Below are 18676 nucleotides of genomic sequence, written 5' to 3'. Positions count from 1 at the left end.
GTCGGGCTGCATCTCCGACGCTTTACCCTGGGCCTGGCGCCCAACGCAGCTTCGGGGATGCACCGCGCGCGCGGTCTTTTTGCGACCGTCATATCGCTCATGATATTCGAGGCGGCGGGATCTCACCTCCGTAGGTCTCACCGCCGCTTTCACCTTGGTCATGCTTTCGTCGCAGGTCACTGGCTTGTCCGATTTGCGAGCGTCTCTGGCTCCATCTCCCCAGATTGATCGGAGGTTGGCCCGGACGGCTCGTCCGGAATTTGCGGCCGAACAACTCTCACGACGTCACCCGGCGCCAGTGTCGTCGTTTCTGAGGCTTGGAATTGATCGATTCGTCCTTCATTCCGCCGGCTGACGGTAAAAGTGATCGGGAGCTCCACGCTGCGGTTTTTCAAGCCGTCGTCGGCAGCAAGTTGATCGATAAGCAGCTTCTGCGTCATCTCACGCTTCATCTTGAGCTGATCGAGATTTGCCCGTTCCGCCTGCGCTTCGACCGCGACTTCGCTCCGACGCGTGTCGGACAGGCCCTCGAGATTCCGCGTTGTCTCGCTGACTGCCTGACGACCCCGCATGATGGCGGTAACGAGGTCGAGCTTGTCGGAACGGTAGGTCGTCAGCAACCGTTCCAGGTCCAACTGCCTCGACGAGATCGTGAGGCCTTTCTGCACCAGGGACTTGACGCTGGTCAGCTGGTCCTCGACTGATTTGATATTATCGTCGGCGCCCACCAGTTTCTCTTCCAAAGTTGAAATTTCGGTGGTCAAAAGTTCGCGCAATTCCGTGAGCGCCTTTGACTGCCGCTCCAGCGCATTTGCACGAGCTTGAAAAATGACCCTCTCCTCGCTGTATATCCCAGCGGAAAATTGCTGATCGGCCCCTGCCGCCTGATCGAAGGTAATTTCCTTCGCACCGGCCATCTCCGCCTGGAGTCGCGACAGTTTCGCCGTGCTGCGCAGGATAGAATGATCTATTTCCCGCAATTCTCCGACGAGCTTGATCGACTCCGCTTGCAGCGGAGTTTTAGAGCGAAACGGGCCGCCGCTCATCGCTAGGGATTGCAGAACGGTAAGCCCAGGGCGGTACTTATACTCTCCCGGCGTGGTTACGTCTCCCACAACATAGATTGGCGGATATTCGAGAATTTCGATCGTGACCGCGGGTGGCTGAACCAGTCCGATTTTCTCCTGCAGACGCTTGGCGATTTCGTTTGTGAGGTCACTCTTTTTAAGATTGTCGACGGAAAGGGATCCGAGAAAGGGCAGGAAAACCGTGCCCTCATCCGAGACCGTGTATTCGCCACCAAGTGCATCCCATCGTTCGTATTGGCCTTTGGACTGCATCCATTGGACGATCGTCAGACGGATCTTCGTTTGGGGTGCCAAGGATGCGCCATCAGCGAGAGCCGGAGACACGGCTCCGACAAGAAAGGCGAACGCACTGATGACATACGCCGTGCGAAAGAGCAGCTTGGGGATGCGGTGCGATAAATTCATACACATATCTCGCCTGCGAAACATCCTTGCACGGATGCTGATCCAATGCCTTCACGCTGTTCGACCGCCGGCCGGTAGGTCCGACGCCGCATTGTTAGTGTGCAGTCTGGCGAAGGCTTGAGGAAGGTGGAGGTCGTTTGCTTTGCCTCATCAATTTTGATGAGGTGGGGGCGGGTGCCTCAGTCTAAATCGAGCAGGAGCGTATATCTCAGAGAGGTATCATCTTGGAAAATCAATAGCTCATGCACGCAGGAATAGGCGTTCTAGCCGCGAACGACCGCGATCGCATCCTCGTTCCGGATTGAACACGCCGCGATCCCGACGGCTCTTGCCATAGCTCGGCAGACCACCTCCGTTGTTCCTGCTTGGGCGTTTCCGGCGTCAGTGCCGCCATGGGGCGATGGTGGAAGAAGCCACCGCCACGGCTTGGGCCTTGCACCGAGCGCAGCCAAGCTCCGCGGCCCGCCGGTCTCAACTTTATTGGGTTTATACGATACGGCCGTTGCCCAAAGGATACCGCATGTAGAGCAAAAGGTGTAGGATATACTCGCCTGTTTTTCGGCTATACTTCCAGGCTGGTGTCAAACGATCGCTCATAGATTTGATCTTATAAATTTCGCGAGAGGTGCCTGCCATGTATCGCAACGCCCGCCGGTGGACTTCGCGCTCACTCCTCCTGGACTCGCTGGTGCCCCGGTGGTTCACCGTCGGCGGAAAAGAGAGACCGCGCAAGCCTGCTGAAAAGCATAGGGATAGTGCTCAACTTGCGGCATTGGTGCAAACCGCCGATGGACACAAGCAGGGCACCCTTGTCGACGATCCCTATAAGGATGCGGCCCTCAACGAACATCATGGGCAGAAAGCGCACGTGAACGGCGACTCGGACAAAAACGTCGACGAGCGGCCCTTAACCGACACGATCGCCACGCCTAGCGAAATGAGAATTCTAAGCGGTGACGGGGCCGCGCTGTCGGGTTCTATGCCGAATCTTGCGAGTTTCCCGTGGCACGCGGACGGAGTTGCGTTCGGGACGACATCGTCCCTTCAGCGCACCTATACCGGAATGAGCTCCTATCCCGGAATGAGCTCCATGGGCGACGATCCTCTGGCTGCCTATCTGCCGCAAAGCCCGGCATCGACAGCTTCGGGGGAAGGTGTTCCTAAGGTGGCGGCCGGACGTGCTCATTCGGGCAAGGTCGTTATTCTCGAATCGAGCCCGTCAGGGCAGGCGACCGCGCACGACGCCGGCGCGAATTCGCTGGCCTTCGGCATGCCCTTTGGCGTGTGCGGGTGCGGCTACTTTACCTCACCGACGCGCATCCTCGATTGGGCCCATGGCGGCGCCCTGCTTCAACAGGACGGTCAATTGCCGGGGACCAGGCTGACCGAAGGACCTGACTATGTCGCGACGATCAAGCAGGCCATCGGCGCCTCGATCAGCGATCCGCTTTTCGATCGGGACCTGTCCCCGCTCTCGGGTTGGCGCGGAACCGCAACATGGTCGGACGTGGCGCTCACCAATGGAACCCTGCCAGGCGGGGGAGAGACGGGAACGGGAACAAAATCCAAGGATATAGGTATCCTGTCCGGCTCTGTGACGAAGCCACCTAAGCCTTCTATGCAGGGGTCATCGACAACGCAAAGTCTGGCGGTCACGGCGGCGGCTGCCAGCAATGCGATCGTGCTGGAAAACCAGAAGCAGGGCAATCCGGAGAGCGAGTGGGGCATCAACGGTGCCGGTAGCTCCAACATCGAGGGGTTTGCGACAGACATCAGCGTCGATAACGGAAAGACGATCAGCTTTAAGATCAATACCAACTCCACCAATTACCGGATCGATATCTATCGGCTCGGCTATTACGGCGGCATGGGAGCGCGCAAGGTCGCGACCATGCAGCATACCGGATTGCAGACTCAGCCCAGTCCATTGCGCAATGCCACGACCGGCACAGTGGACGCCGGCAACTGGGCCGTCTCGGCGTCGTGGACGGTACCTGATGATGCCGTCTCGGGCGTCTATATCGCCAAGCTCGTGCGTCAGGACGGTACCTCCGGATCTAACCACATTCCGTTCATCGTGCGCGACGACGACAGCCACAGTGACGTCGTCTTCCAGACCGCGGATGAGACCTGGCAAGCTTACAATGGCTGGGGTGGCGCGAACTTGTATGGCGGCAACGGGCCTGCGACGGGGCAGGGCGCCGGCCGCGCCTATGCGGTCAGCTACAACAGGCCGATTGCCACCCGCGGCAATGTCGGCACTTACGCCGGTCCCCAGGACTATCTGTTCGGCGCCGAATATGCGGGTATCTACTGGCTGGAACAGAACGGCTATGACGTCTCCTACTTGTCGGGTGTCGACGCCGACCGCTATGGCAGCCTCTTGCTCAATCACAAGACCTATGTCGATGCCGGGCATGACGAATACTGGTCGGGACAGCAGAGAACCAATGTCGAGGCTGCGCGCGACGCGGGCGTAAACCTGATGTTCTGGAGCGGCAACGAGGTCTATTGGCGTACCCGCTGGGGCAACGCCTATAGCGCCGACGGCACGCCTTATCGCACCCTCATCACCTACAAGGAGACATGGGCCGGCGGCGATATCGATCCTTCCGACCAATGGACAGGCACCTTCCGCGATCCACGCTTCAGCCCACCGGCCATTGGCGGCGGCAATCCGGAGAATTCGCTGACCGGCCAGTTATTCAAGGTCGATGATGTCGGCAATAATCTTGGCGCCATCACCGTTGGCTATGATGATGCCAACCTGCGCTTCTGGCGCAATACGAGCGTTGCCAACCTCCAGCCCGGTCAGACGGCGACGCTCACCAAAAACTATCTCGGTTACGAGTGGGACGAAGCGCCCGATAACGGTTTTGATCCGGCTGGCCTGGTGAAGCTGTCGTCGACGACGCTTCCGGTCAGCACCTACTTGCTCGATTACGGAAACACGACCGGCAATGCGACGGCGACCCACAATCTGACCCTCTATCGCGCCCCCAGCGGTGCGCTGGTATTCGGCGCCGGCACGGTCTACTGGACATGGGGGCTCAGCGACAATCACGACCTCACGGCGACCCCGACGGACCCGCGTGTGCAGCAGGCAATGGTCAATTTGCTTGCCGACATGGGTATTCAGCCGGGAACGCTGCAGTCCGGACTCACCGCCGCAACCGCTTCGTTGGACCACACTGCGCCGACATCGGTCATCACGGTGCCCGCCACGGCGACCGTTGGATCCACTGTGACGATTACCGGCACCGCTGCCGATACCGGAGGTGGGGTCATCGCCGCGGTCGAGGTTTCGACCGACAACGGGGCGAGCTGGCATCCGGCGACGGGCGATGAGAACTGGACTTATACCTGGCAGCCGCAAGCCACGGGCACCTATACTATCCGGTCTCGCGCAGTCGATGATAACGTCAACCTGGAAACGCCCTCGGCGGGACGAACGGTCACCGTCAGCGGGCCGAGTTACACCTCTCTCTTCGGTTCGGCGACGCCAGCGGTCGTCAACACCAACGATACCTCGGCGGTTGAACTTGGCTTCAAATTCCAGACCTCCGTCGCAGGTACGGTCACCGGCATTCGTTTTTATAAGGGCAGCCAGGATACCGGCACGCATACCGGTTCACTATGGTCGAGTACCGGCACGCGGATTGCGACCCTCACCTTCACGAACGAGACTGCCAGCGGCTGGCAGACCGCCTATTTCACCAGTCCGGTATCGCTGACGGCTGGACAAACCTACACTGCATCTTACCATACGAATACCGGTCACTATTCGTCGACCACCGGCTACTTCACCTCAAATGTAACCAGCGGTCCGCTCACGGCGCCGGCCAGCGGCAATGGCGTCTATGCCTATGGCAGCAACAGCCTATTTCCCACGGCCACCTTCCAGTCGACGAACTATTGGGTCGATGTGATGTTTACCACGTCGAGTTCGAATACGACGCCGACGGCGGTTGCCGATACGGGGGATGCGACCGAGAAGGGCGGGGTGGCCAACGGCTCGGGCGGCGTGGCCGCCAGCGGCAACGTGCTGACCAACGACACCGATCCGGATGCCGGCGATACCAAGACCGTGACGGCGGTCCGCTTCGGGGCGACGTCAGGCACGCTCGGCTCATCGCTGAACGGCACCTATGGCAGTCTCGTGCTCAATGCATCGGGCACCTATACCTATACGATCAACGAGACCAATACCGCCGTCCAGGCGCTGCGCCTGTCCACCAACACGCTGAGTGATGTCTTCAGCTACACGATGCGTGATGCCGCCGGGGCCACCGCTACGGCAAACCTGACCGTCACCATCCATGGCGCCAACGATGCGCCGGTGCTGGCCGTCCAGACGACGACCCAGAATGCCACCGTCGGCTCTGCCTTTTCCTTCACGCTGCCGACGACCACCTTCACCGATGTCGACAGCAACGAGACGCTGACCTATTCGGCAACCGCCGCCGACGGCACGGCGCTGCCTTCCTGGCTGACCTTCAACGCCTCGACGCGCACCTTCTCCGGCACGCCGACGACGTCGGCCACCTATGGCATCAAGGTGACGGCGACTGATCTCGGCGGCCTTGCGGCCAACGAGACCTTCAACATCGCCGTGTCAGTGCCCGGGAATACGACGCCGACGGCGGTTGCCGATACGGGGGATGCGACCGAGAAGGGCGGGGTGGCCAACGGCTCGGGCGGCGTGGCCGCCAGCGGCAACGTGCTGACCAACGATACCGATCCGGATGCCGGCGATACCAAGACCGTGACGGCGGTCCGCTTCGGGACGACGTCAGGCACGCTCGGCTCATCGCTGAACGGCACCTATGGCAGTCTCGTGCTCAATGCATCGGGCACCTATACCTATACGATCAACGAGACCAATACCGCCGTCCAGGCGCTGCGCCTGTCCACCAACACGCTGAGTGATGTCTTCAGCTACACGATGCGTGATGCCGCCGGGGCCACCGCTACGGCAAACCTGACCGTCACCATCCATGGCGCCAACGATGCGCCGGTGCTGGCCGTCCAGACGACGACCCAGAATGCCACCGTCGGCTCTGCCTTTTCCTTCACGCTGCCGACGACCACCTTCACCGATGTCGACAGCAACGAGACGCTGACCTATTCGGCAACCGCCGCCGACGGCACGGCGCTGCCTTCCTGGCTGACCTTCAACGCCTCGACGCGCACCTTCTCCGGCACGCCGACGACGTCGGCCACCTATGGCATCAAGGTGACGGCGACTGATCTCGGCGGCCTTGCGGCCAACGAGACCTTCAACATCGCCGTGTCGACGGCGCCGACAACCTACAGCCTGTTCTCCGCCTCCAGTACGCCGGCCCGGACCCTCAACGATGGTCAGCAGCTCGAACTTGGCGTCAAGTTCACGTCGAACGTTGCCGGGGATGTCACGGGCATCAGGTTCTATCGCAGCGCCAATGACAACGGTCAGAATGTCGTCGACCTTTGGACCACGACGGGAACCAAGCTTGCCACCGCCACCTTCACCACCACCACCGCGAGCGGCTGGCAGACGGTGAACTTCACAAACCCCGTCACCATCGCCGCCAATACCACCTATGTCGCCTCCTATCACACGACAGGCGCTTACGTGGCGACCAACAATTTCTTCACGACCGCCGTCACCAACGGTCCGTTGACGGCGCCGGCCAGCGGCAATGGCGTCTATGCCTATGGCGGATCCGCCACCACAGGTCTTTTCCCGACCAACAGCTACAACTCAACCAATTACTACGCCGACGTCGTCTTCCGGCCGCAACTCGTCGCGTGATGCAAAGGATAAAGTTAGGATCGGGAATGAGGCTTATACGACGCAAATGCGGGTCGCAGAGAGGGGAGCTGCCTCCGCTCCCATTCAAGGGACCGCGATGAACAAGGGCGAGCGGCTCCCGGTGACAGTGCTTGCCGGCTTTCTCGGCGCCGGCAAGACGACGCTCCTCAGTCACGTCCTGAACAACCGTCAGGGCCTGCGTGTTGCCGTCATCGTCAACGACATGAGCGAAGTGAATATAGACGCCAATCTCATTCGCGACAGCGGCTGCAACCTCTCGCACACGACGGAGACGTTGATCGAGCTCAGCAATGGCTGCATATGCTGCACCCTGCGCGATGACCTCCTGACGGAAGTGCGGCGACTGGCCGAAGAGAGGCGATACGACTATCTGCTGATTGAAGGGACGGGCATTGCCGAGCCGCGCCCCATCGCTGCCACTTTTTCCTTCCGCGACGAGAACGGTGTTTCGCTCTCCGATTTTGCCAGACTTGACACGATGGTGACCGTCGTGGATGCCGCCAGCCTCCTGGCTGATTACAGCAGTGCCGATCTGCTTCGCGACCGCGGCATGCAGCGGGACGGCGAGGACCGGCGGACACTCATCGACCTGTTGGTGGATCAGATCGAGTTTGCCGACGTTGTCGTGATCAACAAGATCGCGGACGCGACCGAGGAGCTAAGAGCGGAAATCCGCAAGACGGTGGCTGCGCTCAACCCGGATGCGCACCAGGTGGAGACGGACTTCGGCAATGTTTCTCTTGCAACCATTCTCAATACGGGCCTCTTCGACGAAGCAAAAGCCGCCGCTCACCCGTTATGGCACAAGGAGCTGTACAGCCCGGGTGATCATGTTCCGGAGACGGAGGAATATGGCGTGTCGAGCTTTGTCTATCGCACGAGGCGTCCCTTCGACCCCATGCGGTTTCGAGCATTCTTGGACGAGCCCTGGCCGGGGGTCATCCGCGCCAAAGGTCATTTCTGGCTGGCCACGCGACCGCGTCACGTGGGTCTGATGTCGGCGGCCGGCGCGCAGCGGCGCTGCGAACCCATGGGGCTTTGGTGGGCGGCCGTCCCCCGGCAGGACTGGCCGAGCCACCACCAGTTTCGTCAGCAGATCGAGCGCCGATGGGACAGTGCCTGGGGCGATCGTCGGCAGGAACTGGTGTTCATTGGTGTTGACATGGACGAGACAGGCGTCCGCAGCGCGTTGGACGACTGCCTGGCCAGCTCGGATCCGCGGGACTGGTCGGTCCTCGAAGATCCGTTTCCGGCCTGGTAGCACGGCGCGGCGCAGTTCAGCCGGGTCGGCGAAACAATACCAGAGTTCCTTTTCAACGTGCGTCAGCGCCCAGCCGAGCGCTCTCCGCAGCGTCGCAGCCCTGTCGGTCGGGTGCGCGGCGAGGATCATCATATGGGCGTATGGAGGTACCACCCACATACCCCAGATTGCTGTCGTACGTTCCGTTTCGAAAGCTGGCAGGATGAAGTCATCCAATGCTGGTCGACGGGAAACGGGGACGCCGCTCTTGCTGAGATTTCATGTGCGGAATCGCAAATATCTGACTGCTGCCGGCGGCACGCCATGCGTCACTCATGCTATCACCGGCCGGGCCGCGCTGCTTGGAACTCCAACCGTAGTGTCTTCGAGCACCCAGGGTTCTTCCGGCTTTGCCAATCAAGGCAGCGCAACCGTCCAATCCTCTTTCACCGGCACAGTCACAGCTTCGCTGATGTCATCCGGCGATATGCAATCGTCCCCTGCCTCGTCGATGGCCATACCGGCGCCTGAGGCAGATGGCGGGGCACAAGACAGCTCCACGAAGACGGCGTCGGCTGCGACGGTCTTCCAGACGCCTTCCTCGATATCGCAAGACACCGTGCTTGCCCCGGATCCGTACGAAGAGGCTGCGACGCTGCCTGCCGCGCCTGAGCTGACGGGCATTACCAGCGATGCCGACACCGGAAGCGCCACGACGGCTGTGCCGGTCACTTATTCCAGCAGTCTCGACACGACTTCGTTGCGCCTTCAGGCCTCGATAGCATCCCTCTCGGTGGAGCCGAGCCAGGACGCTCCGGCCGACACGAGCGCGGTTTCAGCGCTGGCCGCACCGGCGGTCGCTCCGGCTGCGGTCACGCTCAACAGGATCGCACTCGAAAACCTGAAGCAGGGCAACCCGATCAGCGAGTGGGGTCTGGAGGGCGACGGCAACGGCACCATCCAGGGCTTCGCCACTGAAATCAGCACGAATATCGGCCAGACCGTCGATTTCAAGATCGCCACCGATTCCACGCATTACCGCATCGATATCTACCGAATGGGTTATTACGGCGGGGCTGGTGCGCGCAAGGTCGACTCGATCGAGCAGCAGTTGACGACGGCGCAGATCCAGCCGCATCCGATCGTCGATATGTCGCTCGGTCTCATCGACTGCGGCAACTGGTCAGTGTCCGCCAGCTGGCAGATCCCCACCGACGCCGTCTCGGGCGTCTATTTTGCCAAGCTGGTGCGCGAGGATGGCACCGAGGATGCCAGCATCATTCCCTTCGTCGTGCGCGACGACTCCTCGCACAGCAACATCGTCTTCCAGACCTCGGACACGACCTGGCAGGCCTATAATGCCTGGGGCGGCGCCAGCCTCTATTATGGCGAGGTCCCCGTCGATCCGGCCGATATGATCGGCTACCTGCCGCCGAACTGCAGCTGCGGTCTGACCGCCATCGGCCGCGCCTCTGCAGTCAGCTATAACAGGCCGATCATCACCAATACGAGCCCGGTCGGCGGCTCGCACGATTTCGTCTTCGGCGTCGAGCATTCCGCTATCCAGTGGCTGGAGCAGAACGGCTATGACGTTTCCTATATTTCCGGCGTCGATGCTACACGCAGTGGCAGCCTCCTGCTGAACCATGATGCCTTTCTGTCCGTCGGCCACGACGAATACTGGTCGGCCGAGCAGCGCACCAATGTGGAGGCCGCGCGCGATGCCGGCGTGAACCTCGCCTTCTGGAGCGGCAACGAGGTTTATTGGAAAGTCCGGTGGGAAAGCAGCATCGACGGCAGCGGCCAGGCCTACCGCACCATGGTCTGCTACAAGGAGACCTACGGCACGAGCACGGACCCGAGCAATGTCGGCACCGGCACCTGGCGCGATCCGCGTTATGCCGATCCGGGGCAGGAGCCGGAGAATTCGCTGACGGGCACGATGTTCCAGGTGGACAGCTACCGCCAGGATACGATCTCCATCCCCTACGACTATTCGAACCTTCGCTTCTGGCGCAATACCGATGTGGCAGAGCTTCAGGAGGGTGAAACCTACAATCTGGTGCAGAACCTGCTCGGCTACGAATGGGATTCCGATGTCGAGAACGGATTCCGTCCGGCTGGACTGATCGACCTGTCGCTCTCCTCGGTCGCGGTGAACACCTACCTCCGCGATTACGGTTCCACGATCGGCGATGCGGTGGCGACCCACAGCCTGACCATGTACCGGGCGGCAAGTGGCGCGCTCGTCTTCGGCGCCGGCACCGTCTTCTGGTCCTGGGGGCTGAATGATCAGCATCAGGGGCCGGCAACGCCAACCGATCGCAACGTGCAGCAGGCGATGGTCAACATGTTCGCGGACATGGGCATCCAGCCGACGACGCTCGATGCGAGCCTGATCCTCGCGACCCAATCGACCGATACGCTGAAGCCCACCTCGTCGATTACCTCGCCCATCGTTGGCGCAAGCTTCCTCGAAGGGCAGCACGTGACGATCACTGGAACGGCGCAGGATTTCGGCGGCGGCATCATTGCCGGCGTCGAGGTTTCCACCGACGGCGGCCAGCACTGGTTCAAGGCCACGGGCCGCGAGAGCTGGACCTATAACTGGGTCGTCCAGGCGAGCGGCACCTATACGATCTTGTCACGCGCCGTCGACGACAGCGTCAATCTGGAGGCGCCATCGGCCGGCAAGCAGGTCACCGTTACGCTGCCGGGCACGCAGGGCCTCTGGACACTGGCCGAAAAGCCCGCGACCGAGACGGCGGTCGATCGCGATTCCGTCGAGCTCGGCCTGCGCTTCCAGGCGACGACGGCAGGCTCGGTGGAGGGGATCCGCTTCTACAAGGACTTCTACAATATCGGCGAACATGTCGTCAGCCTCTGGAGCAGCACCGGGACGCTGCTGGCGACCGGCGTATCGACAGGTGAATCGCTCTCTGGCTGGCAGACGGTGATGTTCTCCAGCCCGATCCAGATTGCGGCCGGCACGACCTATGTGGCCTCCTATCACAGCAACGGCTACTACTCGATGACTGCCAATTATTTCAGCGAGCCCTATGCCAGCGGCGCGCTGAAGGCCGTCGATGGAGGCGGCGTCTACGCCTACGGGACCACTGCCGGCACATTCCCCGGCCAGAACCCCGGCGGTACCAATTACTGGGTGGACGTGGTCTTCGATGCCGGCCCCAACAGCCAGCCGGTCGCGACCGACGACAGCGGGCTGATCATCGGCCACAACGGAACGCTTGTCATCTCCATTGCCGCACTCCTGGCAAACGATACCGATCCCAATGGCGATGCGATGACCATCACCGCCGTCGGCAATGCCGTCAACGGCACGGTCGCTCTCAACAAGCAGACCGGCGCCATCACTTTCACGGCGGCCAACGATTACTCAGGCCCGGCGAGCTTCACCTATGCGCTGTCGGACGGGCGCGGCGGCACGGATCAGGGCAATGTCAGCCTGACCGTTCAGACTGGTTCGGCCGGCGAGACACTGTTTACGGCGAGTGAGGGACCCAGCGGCGGCAGCTTCAACGACAATACGGCGATGGAACTCGGAATGAAGTTCGTCGCTTCCTCAAACGGCACGATCTCGGGCATCCGCTATTACAAGGCTGCCGGCGATACCAGTGTGCACACCGGCTCCATCTGGAGGGCCGATGGCATGCTCGTCGCCACGGTCACCTTCACCAACGAGTCGCTTTCCGGCTGGCAGACCGCGAACTTCGCCACTCCGCTGCAGATCACGGCGGGTGCGACCTATGTCGCCTCCCACCACACGACCGGCACCTATGTGGCGACCTCGAACTATTTCAACGCGGCGCATACCAACGGCTCGCTGACGGCGCTTGCAGGCAGCAATGGCGTCTACGCGGTCGGATCGGGCTCGACCTTCCCGACGTCAAGCTACCAGTCGACGAATTACTGGGTCGACGTCGTCTTCAACCAGTCGGCGGGCAATACGGTGCCGGTCGCCGCCAATGACAACGGCTATACGACCTATACCAATACGGCTCTGTCGATCGCCGCTGCAAACCTGCTCGCAAATGACAGCGACGCCGATGGCGACCCGCTTGTCATCACCGGCGTCAGCGGCGCTGTCAACGGTTCGGTGTCCTACGACAGCCAGACGCAGACCGTCACCTTCACGCCGACGGCAGGATATACCGGGCCGGCAAGCTTCAGCTATTCCATCGCCGACGGTCAGGGCGGCACGGCATCCGCCCAGGTTTCGCTTGCCGTCAACTCCCAGGCAAGCGAGCAGAACGTCTTCAGTGCCAATGAAACGCCCGCAGTCGTCTCCGTGAACGACAATCAGCCGGTCAATCTCGGCATGAAATTTCAGGCAGACACGGCAGGCTGGGTCACGGGCCTCCGCTTCTACAAGGGCGCCGACAATATAGGCCCGCATAACGGTTATCTCTGGACCGCCTCGGGCACGCTGCTTGCCAGCATCACCTTCAGCAACGAAACGGCAAGCGGCTGGCAGACTGCCACGCTCACCCAGCAGGTCGCGGTCGAAGCGGATACGGCCTATGTCGTTTCCTACAGCACGAACGGCAATTACTCGGCGACGGGCAATTACTTCAGCACCGAGAAGACGAGCGGCGACCTCAGGGCGCTCAGCGGTGACAACGGTCTCTACGCTTATGGATCGAGCGGGTTGTTCCCGACCAGCAGTTACAACAGCACAAACTACTATGTGGACGTGGCGTTCAAACCGCAGCTCGCGGCGTAAAGGCGAGCGGGGGTATCGATGACGGGTGCAGACAATCGACTTCCGGTGATGGTCCTGGCGGGGTTTCTCGGCGCCGGCAAGACGACTGTCCTCAATCATGTCCTGAACAATCGCGAGGGACGCCGGATCGCCGTGATCGTCAACGACATGAGCGAGGTGAATATCGATGCCGATCTCGTCCGTGACGGCGGCGCCAACCTCTCTAGGACGGACGAAACCCTGGTCGAGCTCACCAACGGCTGCATCTGTTGCACATTGCGCGACGATCTCCTGAGCGAGGTCCGCCGCCTCGCCGCCGCCGGCCGTTTCGACTATCTGCTGATCGAGGGTACGGGTATCGCTGAGCCCCTGCCGATAGCAGCGACCTTCTCCTTCCGTGACGAGAGTGGAGCAGCACTCTGCGATGTCGCACGGCTCGACACGATGGTTTCCGTCATCGACGCGGTCAATCTTCTCGCCGATTATGCCAGTGCGGAGTTTCTGAGCGATCGCGGCCAGAGCCGTGATGGAGACGACGAGCGCAAGCTCGTCGAACTCCTCGTCGAACAGATCGAATTTGCCGACGTCGTCATCATCAACAAGGCAGGCGACGTGCCGCCCGCAATGCTCGCGGAAGTTCGCCGGGTCGTCGCGGCGCTCAATCCGGATGCCCGTGTCATCGAGGCGGTCTTTGGCCAGGTGCCGCTTGGCGCAATCATGGATACCGGGCTCTTCAGCGAGGTCAGGGCCGCGCGCCATCCGCTCTGGCACAAGGAGCTTTACGGCTGGGGCGATCATGTGCCGGAGACCGAGGAATACGGCATAACAAGCTTCGTCTATCGCAGCCGCCGGCCTTTCGATCCGGCACGGCTGGGCCGCATGCTGGAGCAGCCATTGCCCGGCATCATCAGGGCAAAAGGTCATTTCTGGCTGGCGACCCGACCGGACGAGATCGGCCTGCTGTCGATCGCCGGCACCCAATGCCGCATCGGTACCAGGGGTTTCTGGTGGGCCTCGGTGCCGCGCGCGCACTGGCCGCGCCATCCGCAATTCCGCCAGTTGCTCGACCGGCATTGGGACGATGTCTGGGGCGACCGCCGCCAGGAACTGGTCTTCATCGGCTCCGGCTTCGATGAGAGCGCCATCCGCATTGCTCTCGACGAATGCCTGACTGGCGAGGAGAGGGGTTTCGATCCCCAGACCGCCGTCGGTCTTCGCGATCCGTTTCCGCCATGGCGGCACGACACGCACGCATCGAACCGAAAAATGTGAAGCGGTTTTCGGATAATCCGATGCGTCGACTCAAAGGTGAACAGGTTTTGATTATCAACCAGAGGAGAGAACAATGAGCAGCGAACTTTATGCAGACGGTATCGGCGAAATCACCGTCACGGGAACGATCGTGCGCATCGACCTGATGTCGCTCTCGGCCACCGATCGTGACGCCAACAACAATCCGAAGCCGGTTTTCCGCCAGCGCATCATCATGCCTGTCGATGCCTTCGCCAATGCGGTCGACCTCATGCAGAAGGCGCTTGGCGGTTTGGTCGAGGCGGGTGCGGTTCGTCGCATCGGGGAGATGTCGGCTGCCGCCGCCACCGATATCCAGCCGGCGCAGGGTGCTTCAAACGCGTCGCCGAATTTCAACTGACAACAGGCAAAGCCTCGGTCTCGTAGTGTTTCGGGTGGGCCATGAGTGGTTTTCTGCATACCAATCTGCATTGTCTTGCGCTCGTCGCGCGTCATCACGGCGTCGATCTTTCGCCTGAGCGACTGCAACACGACTATGCCGTCGGCAACGATCCGGTGGCCGTGCGGCAAATGCTCCGGATGGCCAAGGATGCCGGCCTGAGGGCCAGGCATCTGACGCTCGACTGGCGAGGCATGTTCCAGCTCGGCGAGGCTTTCCCGGTGCTTGCCGAACTTTCGAACGGCAACTGGGTGGTCATCGCCGGCGCTCTCGGGGAGGGCGAGGATGAGCGGATCCGCGTTCTCGACCCGCTCGCCACCCGTCCCGAAGTCATGCTGCTGAGCGAGGAGCAATTCGCCAAGGCCTGGCTCGGATCGGTGGTGCTGCTGAAGCGCAACTATCGCATGTCGGATGAGGACCGGCCCTTCGGCTTCCGCTGGTTCGTCCCCGAAATCATCCGGCAGCGCAGCTTCTTCCGCGATGTGGCGCTTGCAGCCTTCGTGCTCTACGGGCTGGGGCTGACGACACCAATGTTCTTCCAGCTCGTTATCGACAAGGTGCTCGTGCATCAGAGCTATGCGACGCTGACGGTCCTGACCGTCGGTATCGCGGTCGCGCTCGTTTTCGATGCGACCTTCAGTTTCCTGCGCCGTTATCTGCTGCTCTATGCCACCAACAGGATCGACATCCGGGTGGCGACGCGCACCTTCGGCCATCTGCTCAACCTGCCGATCGCGCTCTTCGAGCAGGCCTCGGCGGGCGTTCTCGTCAAGCATATGCAGCAGACGGGACGCATCCGCGAATTCCTGACCGGCCGGTTGTTCCTGACGCTTCTCGACGGCGTATCGCTCTTCGTCTTCGTGCCGATCCTGCTTCTCTACAGCGTCAAGCTGACGCTCGTGGTGCTCGGCTTCGCAGCCCTCGTCGGGCTGGTGGTGATGATGCTCGTCGGGCCGTTCCAGCGCCGCCTGCAGGCGCTTTACCAGGCCGAAGGCGACCGGCAGGCCCTCTTGGTGGAAACCGTGCACGGCATGCGCACCGTCAAGTCGCTGGCACTGGAGCCGCGCCAGCGCAAGGTGTGGGACGATTATTCGGCGCAGTCGATCTCAGTGCGTTTCCGGGTCGAAAAAATCTCCACCATCGCCCAGTCGATGACCGGGCTTCTGGAAAAGCTGATGAGCGTGGCGATTATCGGCCTCGGCGCGCTCGATGTCTTCAGCGGCGCGATGACGATCGGCGCGCTTGTTGCCTTCAACATGCTCGCCGGCCGCGTCTCGGGGCCGCTGGTGCAGATCGTCACCATGGTCCACGAATATCAGGAAGTAGCGCTTTCGGTGCGCATGCTCGGCGAGATCATGAACCAGCGGCCGGAGCAGGCCGGCCGCGGCCGAGGCGTGCGACCGCATCTGCATGGCCGCATCGAATTCGACAGGGTCACCTTCCGCTATGCTCCCGATGCGGCGCCTGCGCTCGACAATGTGTCCTTCGCCATTCCGGCGGGCTCGGTCTTCGGCGTCGTCGGCAAGAGCGGGTCGGGCAAGACGACCATCACCCGGCTGATTCAGGGCCTCTACCAGAGCCAGGAAGGGCTGGTGCGCATGGATGGCTATGACAGCCGCGAAATCGACCTCGTGCATCTCAGAACCAGCATCGGCGTCGTGCTGCAGGATAATTTCCTGTTTCGCGGCACGGTGCGCGACAATATCGCCGCCGCCAAGCCGGATGCCAGTATCGAGGAAATCATGGAGGTCGCACGCATCGCCGGCGCGGAAGAGTTCATCGAGCGGCTGCCGCGCGGCTTCGATACGATGCTGGAGGAAAATGCCGCCAACCTCTCCGGCGGCCAGAAGCAGCGGCTCGCCATTGCGCGCGCGCTGATCACCGATCCGAAGCTCCTGATCTTCGATGAGGCGACGAGCGCGCTCGACCCCGACAGCGAGGCGATCATCCGCGAGAATCTGAGGCGTATCGCTGCCGGGCGCACCGTCGTCATCGTCTCGCACCGGCTTTCGACGCTTGTGGATGCCGATGCCATTCTCGTCATCGATCGCGGCAAGGTCGCCGATATCGGCCGGCACGATCAGCTGGTGTCGCGCTGCATGACCTATCGCCACCTGTGGGCACAGCAAATGAGGCAGGTCGCATGAACGCGCGTGTCAGAAAATCCAGCGAGAACCTGCCAATTCCATCAGACAAGGGTGCCTCAGACCATGGCCCTTCAGACAAGGGGCCGCCAGGCAGGGGCGGGCAGCTCGTCGCTCGCCCGCCCCTGCCGCCAGCAATTGCCGAATTCCAGTCCGACGCCGTCGAGCTCGAGGAACGTGCTCCGCCGCGCGTTGCGCGCATGACGCTCTATTGTGTGACGGCGCTGATTGCTGCGATCATCATCTGGGCCTCCGTCTCTGATATCGATGAGGTGGTGATTGCGCCCGGCAAGCTCGTCACCACCCAGCCGACCATCGTCGTCCAGCCGCTCGAAACCTCGATCATCCGCACGATCGATGTGAAGGCCGGCGAGGTGGTGCATGCCGGCCAGACGCTCGCAACTCTCGACGCCACCTTCAGTCAGGCCGATGTCGACCAGCAGCAGGCGAAGTTCTCGGCACTCGACGCCCAGGTGAAGCGCATCGAGGCGGAATTAGCCGGAGACGACTACACGATGATCGCGGGAACGACGCCCGACGAGATGCTGCAGGTGCAGCTCTTCGGCCAGCGGCGCGCCTTCTATACGGCGCAGCTGCAGAATTTCGAGCAGCAGATCGCCGGCCAGTCGGCAGCGCTTGCCGCGGCCAAGAACCAGGAGGCCGTGCTCATCGACAGGCGCGACACGCTCTCGCAGATCGAAGGCGCCCGCACGCGGCTCTACGACAAGCAGAGCGGCTCGCTGATCACCATGCTCGGCTCGCGCGACGCCCGCCTCGACGTCGAGTCCGATCTGACCGCCGTGCGCGGCAAAGCCGACGAGGCGGCGCATGCCTTTGCCAAGCTGAAAGCCGACCGCCAGGCCTTCATCGAGGATTTCCGCCGCGCCGCGATGGAACAGCTGGTGGAGCTGCGCGGCCAGCGTGACATGGCCGACGAGGAACTGAAGAAGATGGAGCTGCGCCGCAACATGGTGTCGCTGACAGCACCTGCCGACGCCGTCGTGCTCGATCTCGCCCAGCGCTCTATCGGCTCGGTCGTGCGCGAAGCCGAACCGATCGTCACGCTGGTGCCGATCAACGTGCCGCTCGAAGCGGAAGTCTCGATCAACACCCGCGACATCGGCCGCATCGCCGTGGGTAAGGAGGCTCGCATCAAGCTGGACGCCTATCCTTTCCAGAAATACGGCACCGCGTCGGGCGAAGTTCGCACCATCAGCCAGGACACGTTTATGACCGGCCAGCAGCAGGAACAGACCGCCACCCCGAGCCAGCCGGCCGCGCCCTTCTTCAAGGCTCGCATCCTGCTTGCCGACACGAGACTGAACGCCTCGGACGTGCCGGTCACACTGCTGCCGGGCATGACCGTCTCCACAGAGATCAAGGTCGGCAACAGGACGGTGATCTCCTATTTCCTCTACCCGCTGCTGCGCGGCCTGGATGATGCCATCCGGGAACCGAACTGAGAAAGCCGCCTCCTACACACGCCGGGGGACGGCGTGCGCCAGGATTTCAGGCAGCCGCCCGAAAAGCTCGGGTATCAGCGGGAGCCGAATTTCCGTTCCGATTAATCG

The 18676-nt window shown here is 61.9% G+C and carries 8 protein-coding genes; 7 read left to right on the top strand and 1 reads right to left on the bottom strand.

The window, feature by feature from the left end; translation table 11 throughout:
• Positions 1-176: 176 nt before the first annotated feature.
• Complete coding sequence (locus tag HJB91_RS21835; protein ID WP_221155877.1) at positions 177-1493, bottom strand: polysaccharide biosynthesis/export family protein; 1317 nt, start codon at positions 1491-1493, stop codon at positions 177-179.
• Positions 1494-2127: 634 nt separating this feature from the next.
• Between HJB91_RS21835 and HJB91_RS21830 the strand changes: the two genes are divergently transcribed.
• From HJB91_RS21830 to HJB91_RS21800, 7 genes are all read left to right on the top strand, one after another.
• On the top strand, positions 2128-7287 hold the full coding sequence (locus HJB91_RS21830) for a DUF4082 domain-containing protein (RefSeq protein WP_221147326.1): 5160 nt from the start codon (positions 2128-2130) through the stop codon (positions 7285-7287).
• Positions 7288-7384: 97 nt separating this feature from the next.
• Positions 7385-8569, top strand: a complete 1185-nt coding sequence (locus HJB91_RS21825) for a GTP-binding protein (RefSeq protein WP_210628498.1) — start codon at positions 7385-7387, stop codon at positions 8567-8569.
• Positions 8570-8771: 202 nt separating this feature from the next.
• The gene (locus HJB91_RS21820; RefSeq protein ID WP_221155876.1) at positions 8772-13292 is read left to right on the top strand and encodes a DUF4082 domain-containing protein; all 4521 of its coding nucleotides are present in this window, start codon (positions 8772-8774) and stop codon (positions 13290-13292) included.
• A gap of 18 nt (positions 13293-13310) precedes the next feature.
• Positions 13311-14543: a GTP-binding protein gene (locus HJB91_RS21815; protein ID WP_210628496.1), complete on the top strand. Its 1233-nt coding sequence runs from the start codon at positions 13311-13313 to the stop codon at positions 14541-14543.
• A gap of 73 nt (positions 14544-14616) precedes the next feature.
• Positions 14617-14922 carry a hypothetical protein gene (locus HJB91_RS21810; protein ID WP_210628495.1) on the top strand — a complete coding sequence of 102 codons (306 nt, stop codon included), beginning with the start codon at positions 14617-14619 and terminating at the stop codon, positions 14920-14922.
• Between the two features lie 41 nt (positions 14923-14963).
• Positions 14964-17108 carry a peptidase domain-containing ABC transporter gene (locus tag HJB91_RS21805; RefSeq protein WP_221147324.1) on the top strand — a complete coding sequence of 715 codons (2145 nt, stop codon included), beginning with the start codon at positions 14964-14966 and terminating at the stop codon, positions 17106-17108.
• Positions 17105-18568, top strand: coding sequence for an HlyD family type I secretion periplasmic adaptor subunit (locus HJB91_RS21800; protein ID WP_221155875.1), 1464 nt, complete (start codon positions 17105-17107; stop codon positions 18566-18568). Before HJB91_RS21805 ends, HJB91_RS21800 begins: the two co-directional genes overlap by 4 nt.
• The last annotated feature ends 108 nt before the right edge of the window (positions 18569-18676 follow it).

Source organism: Rhizobium sp. NLR10b (assembly GCF_019685435.1).
GTDB lineage: Bacteria > Pseudomonadota > Alphaproteobacteria > Rhizobiales > Rhizobiaceae > Rhizobium.
This window is presented reverse-complemented; position numbering and strand designations above follow the sequence as displayed.

Coding starts and splice junctions, on each gene's coding strand:
- HJB91_RS21835 (WP_221155877.1), bottom strand. CDS start 1,493: ATGAATTTATCGCACCGCATCCCCAAGCTGCTCTTTCGCACGGCGTAT.
- HJB91_RS21815 (WP_210628496.1), top strand. CDS start 13,311: ATGACGGGTGCAGACAATCGACTTCCGGTGATGGTCCTGGCGGGGTTT.
- HJB91_RS21810 (WP_210628495.1), top strand. CDS start 14,617: ATGAGCAGCGAACTTTATGCAGACGGTATCGGCGAAATCACCGTCACG.
- HJB91_RS21800 (WP_221155875.1), top strand. CDS start 17,105: ATGAACGCGCGTGTCAGAAAATCCAGCGAGAACCTGCCAATTCCATCA.
- HJB91_RS21825 (WP_210628498.1), top strand. CDS start 7,385: ATGAACAAGGGCGAGCGGCTCCCGGTGACAGTGCTTGCCGGCTTTCTC.
- HJB91_RS21830 (WP_221147326.1), top strand. CDS start 2,128: ATGTATCGCAACGCCCGCCGGTGGACTTCGCGCTCACTCCTCCTGGAC.
- HJB91_RS21820 (WP_221155876.1), top strand. CDS start 8,772: ATGAAGTCATCCAATGCTGGTCGACGGGAAACGGGGACGCCGCTCTTG.
- HJB91_RS21805 (WP_221147324.1), top strand. CDS start 14,964: ATGAGTGGTTTTCTGCATACCAATCTGCATTGTCTTGCGCTCGTCGCG.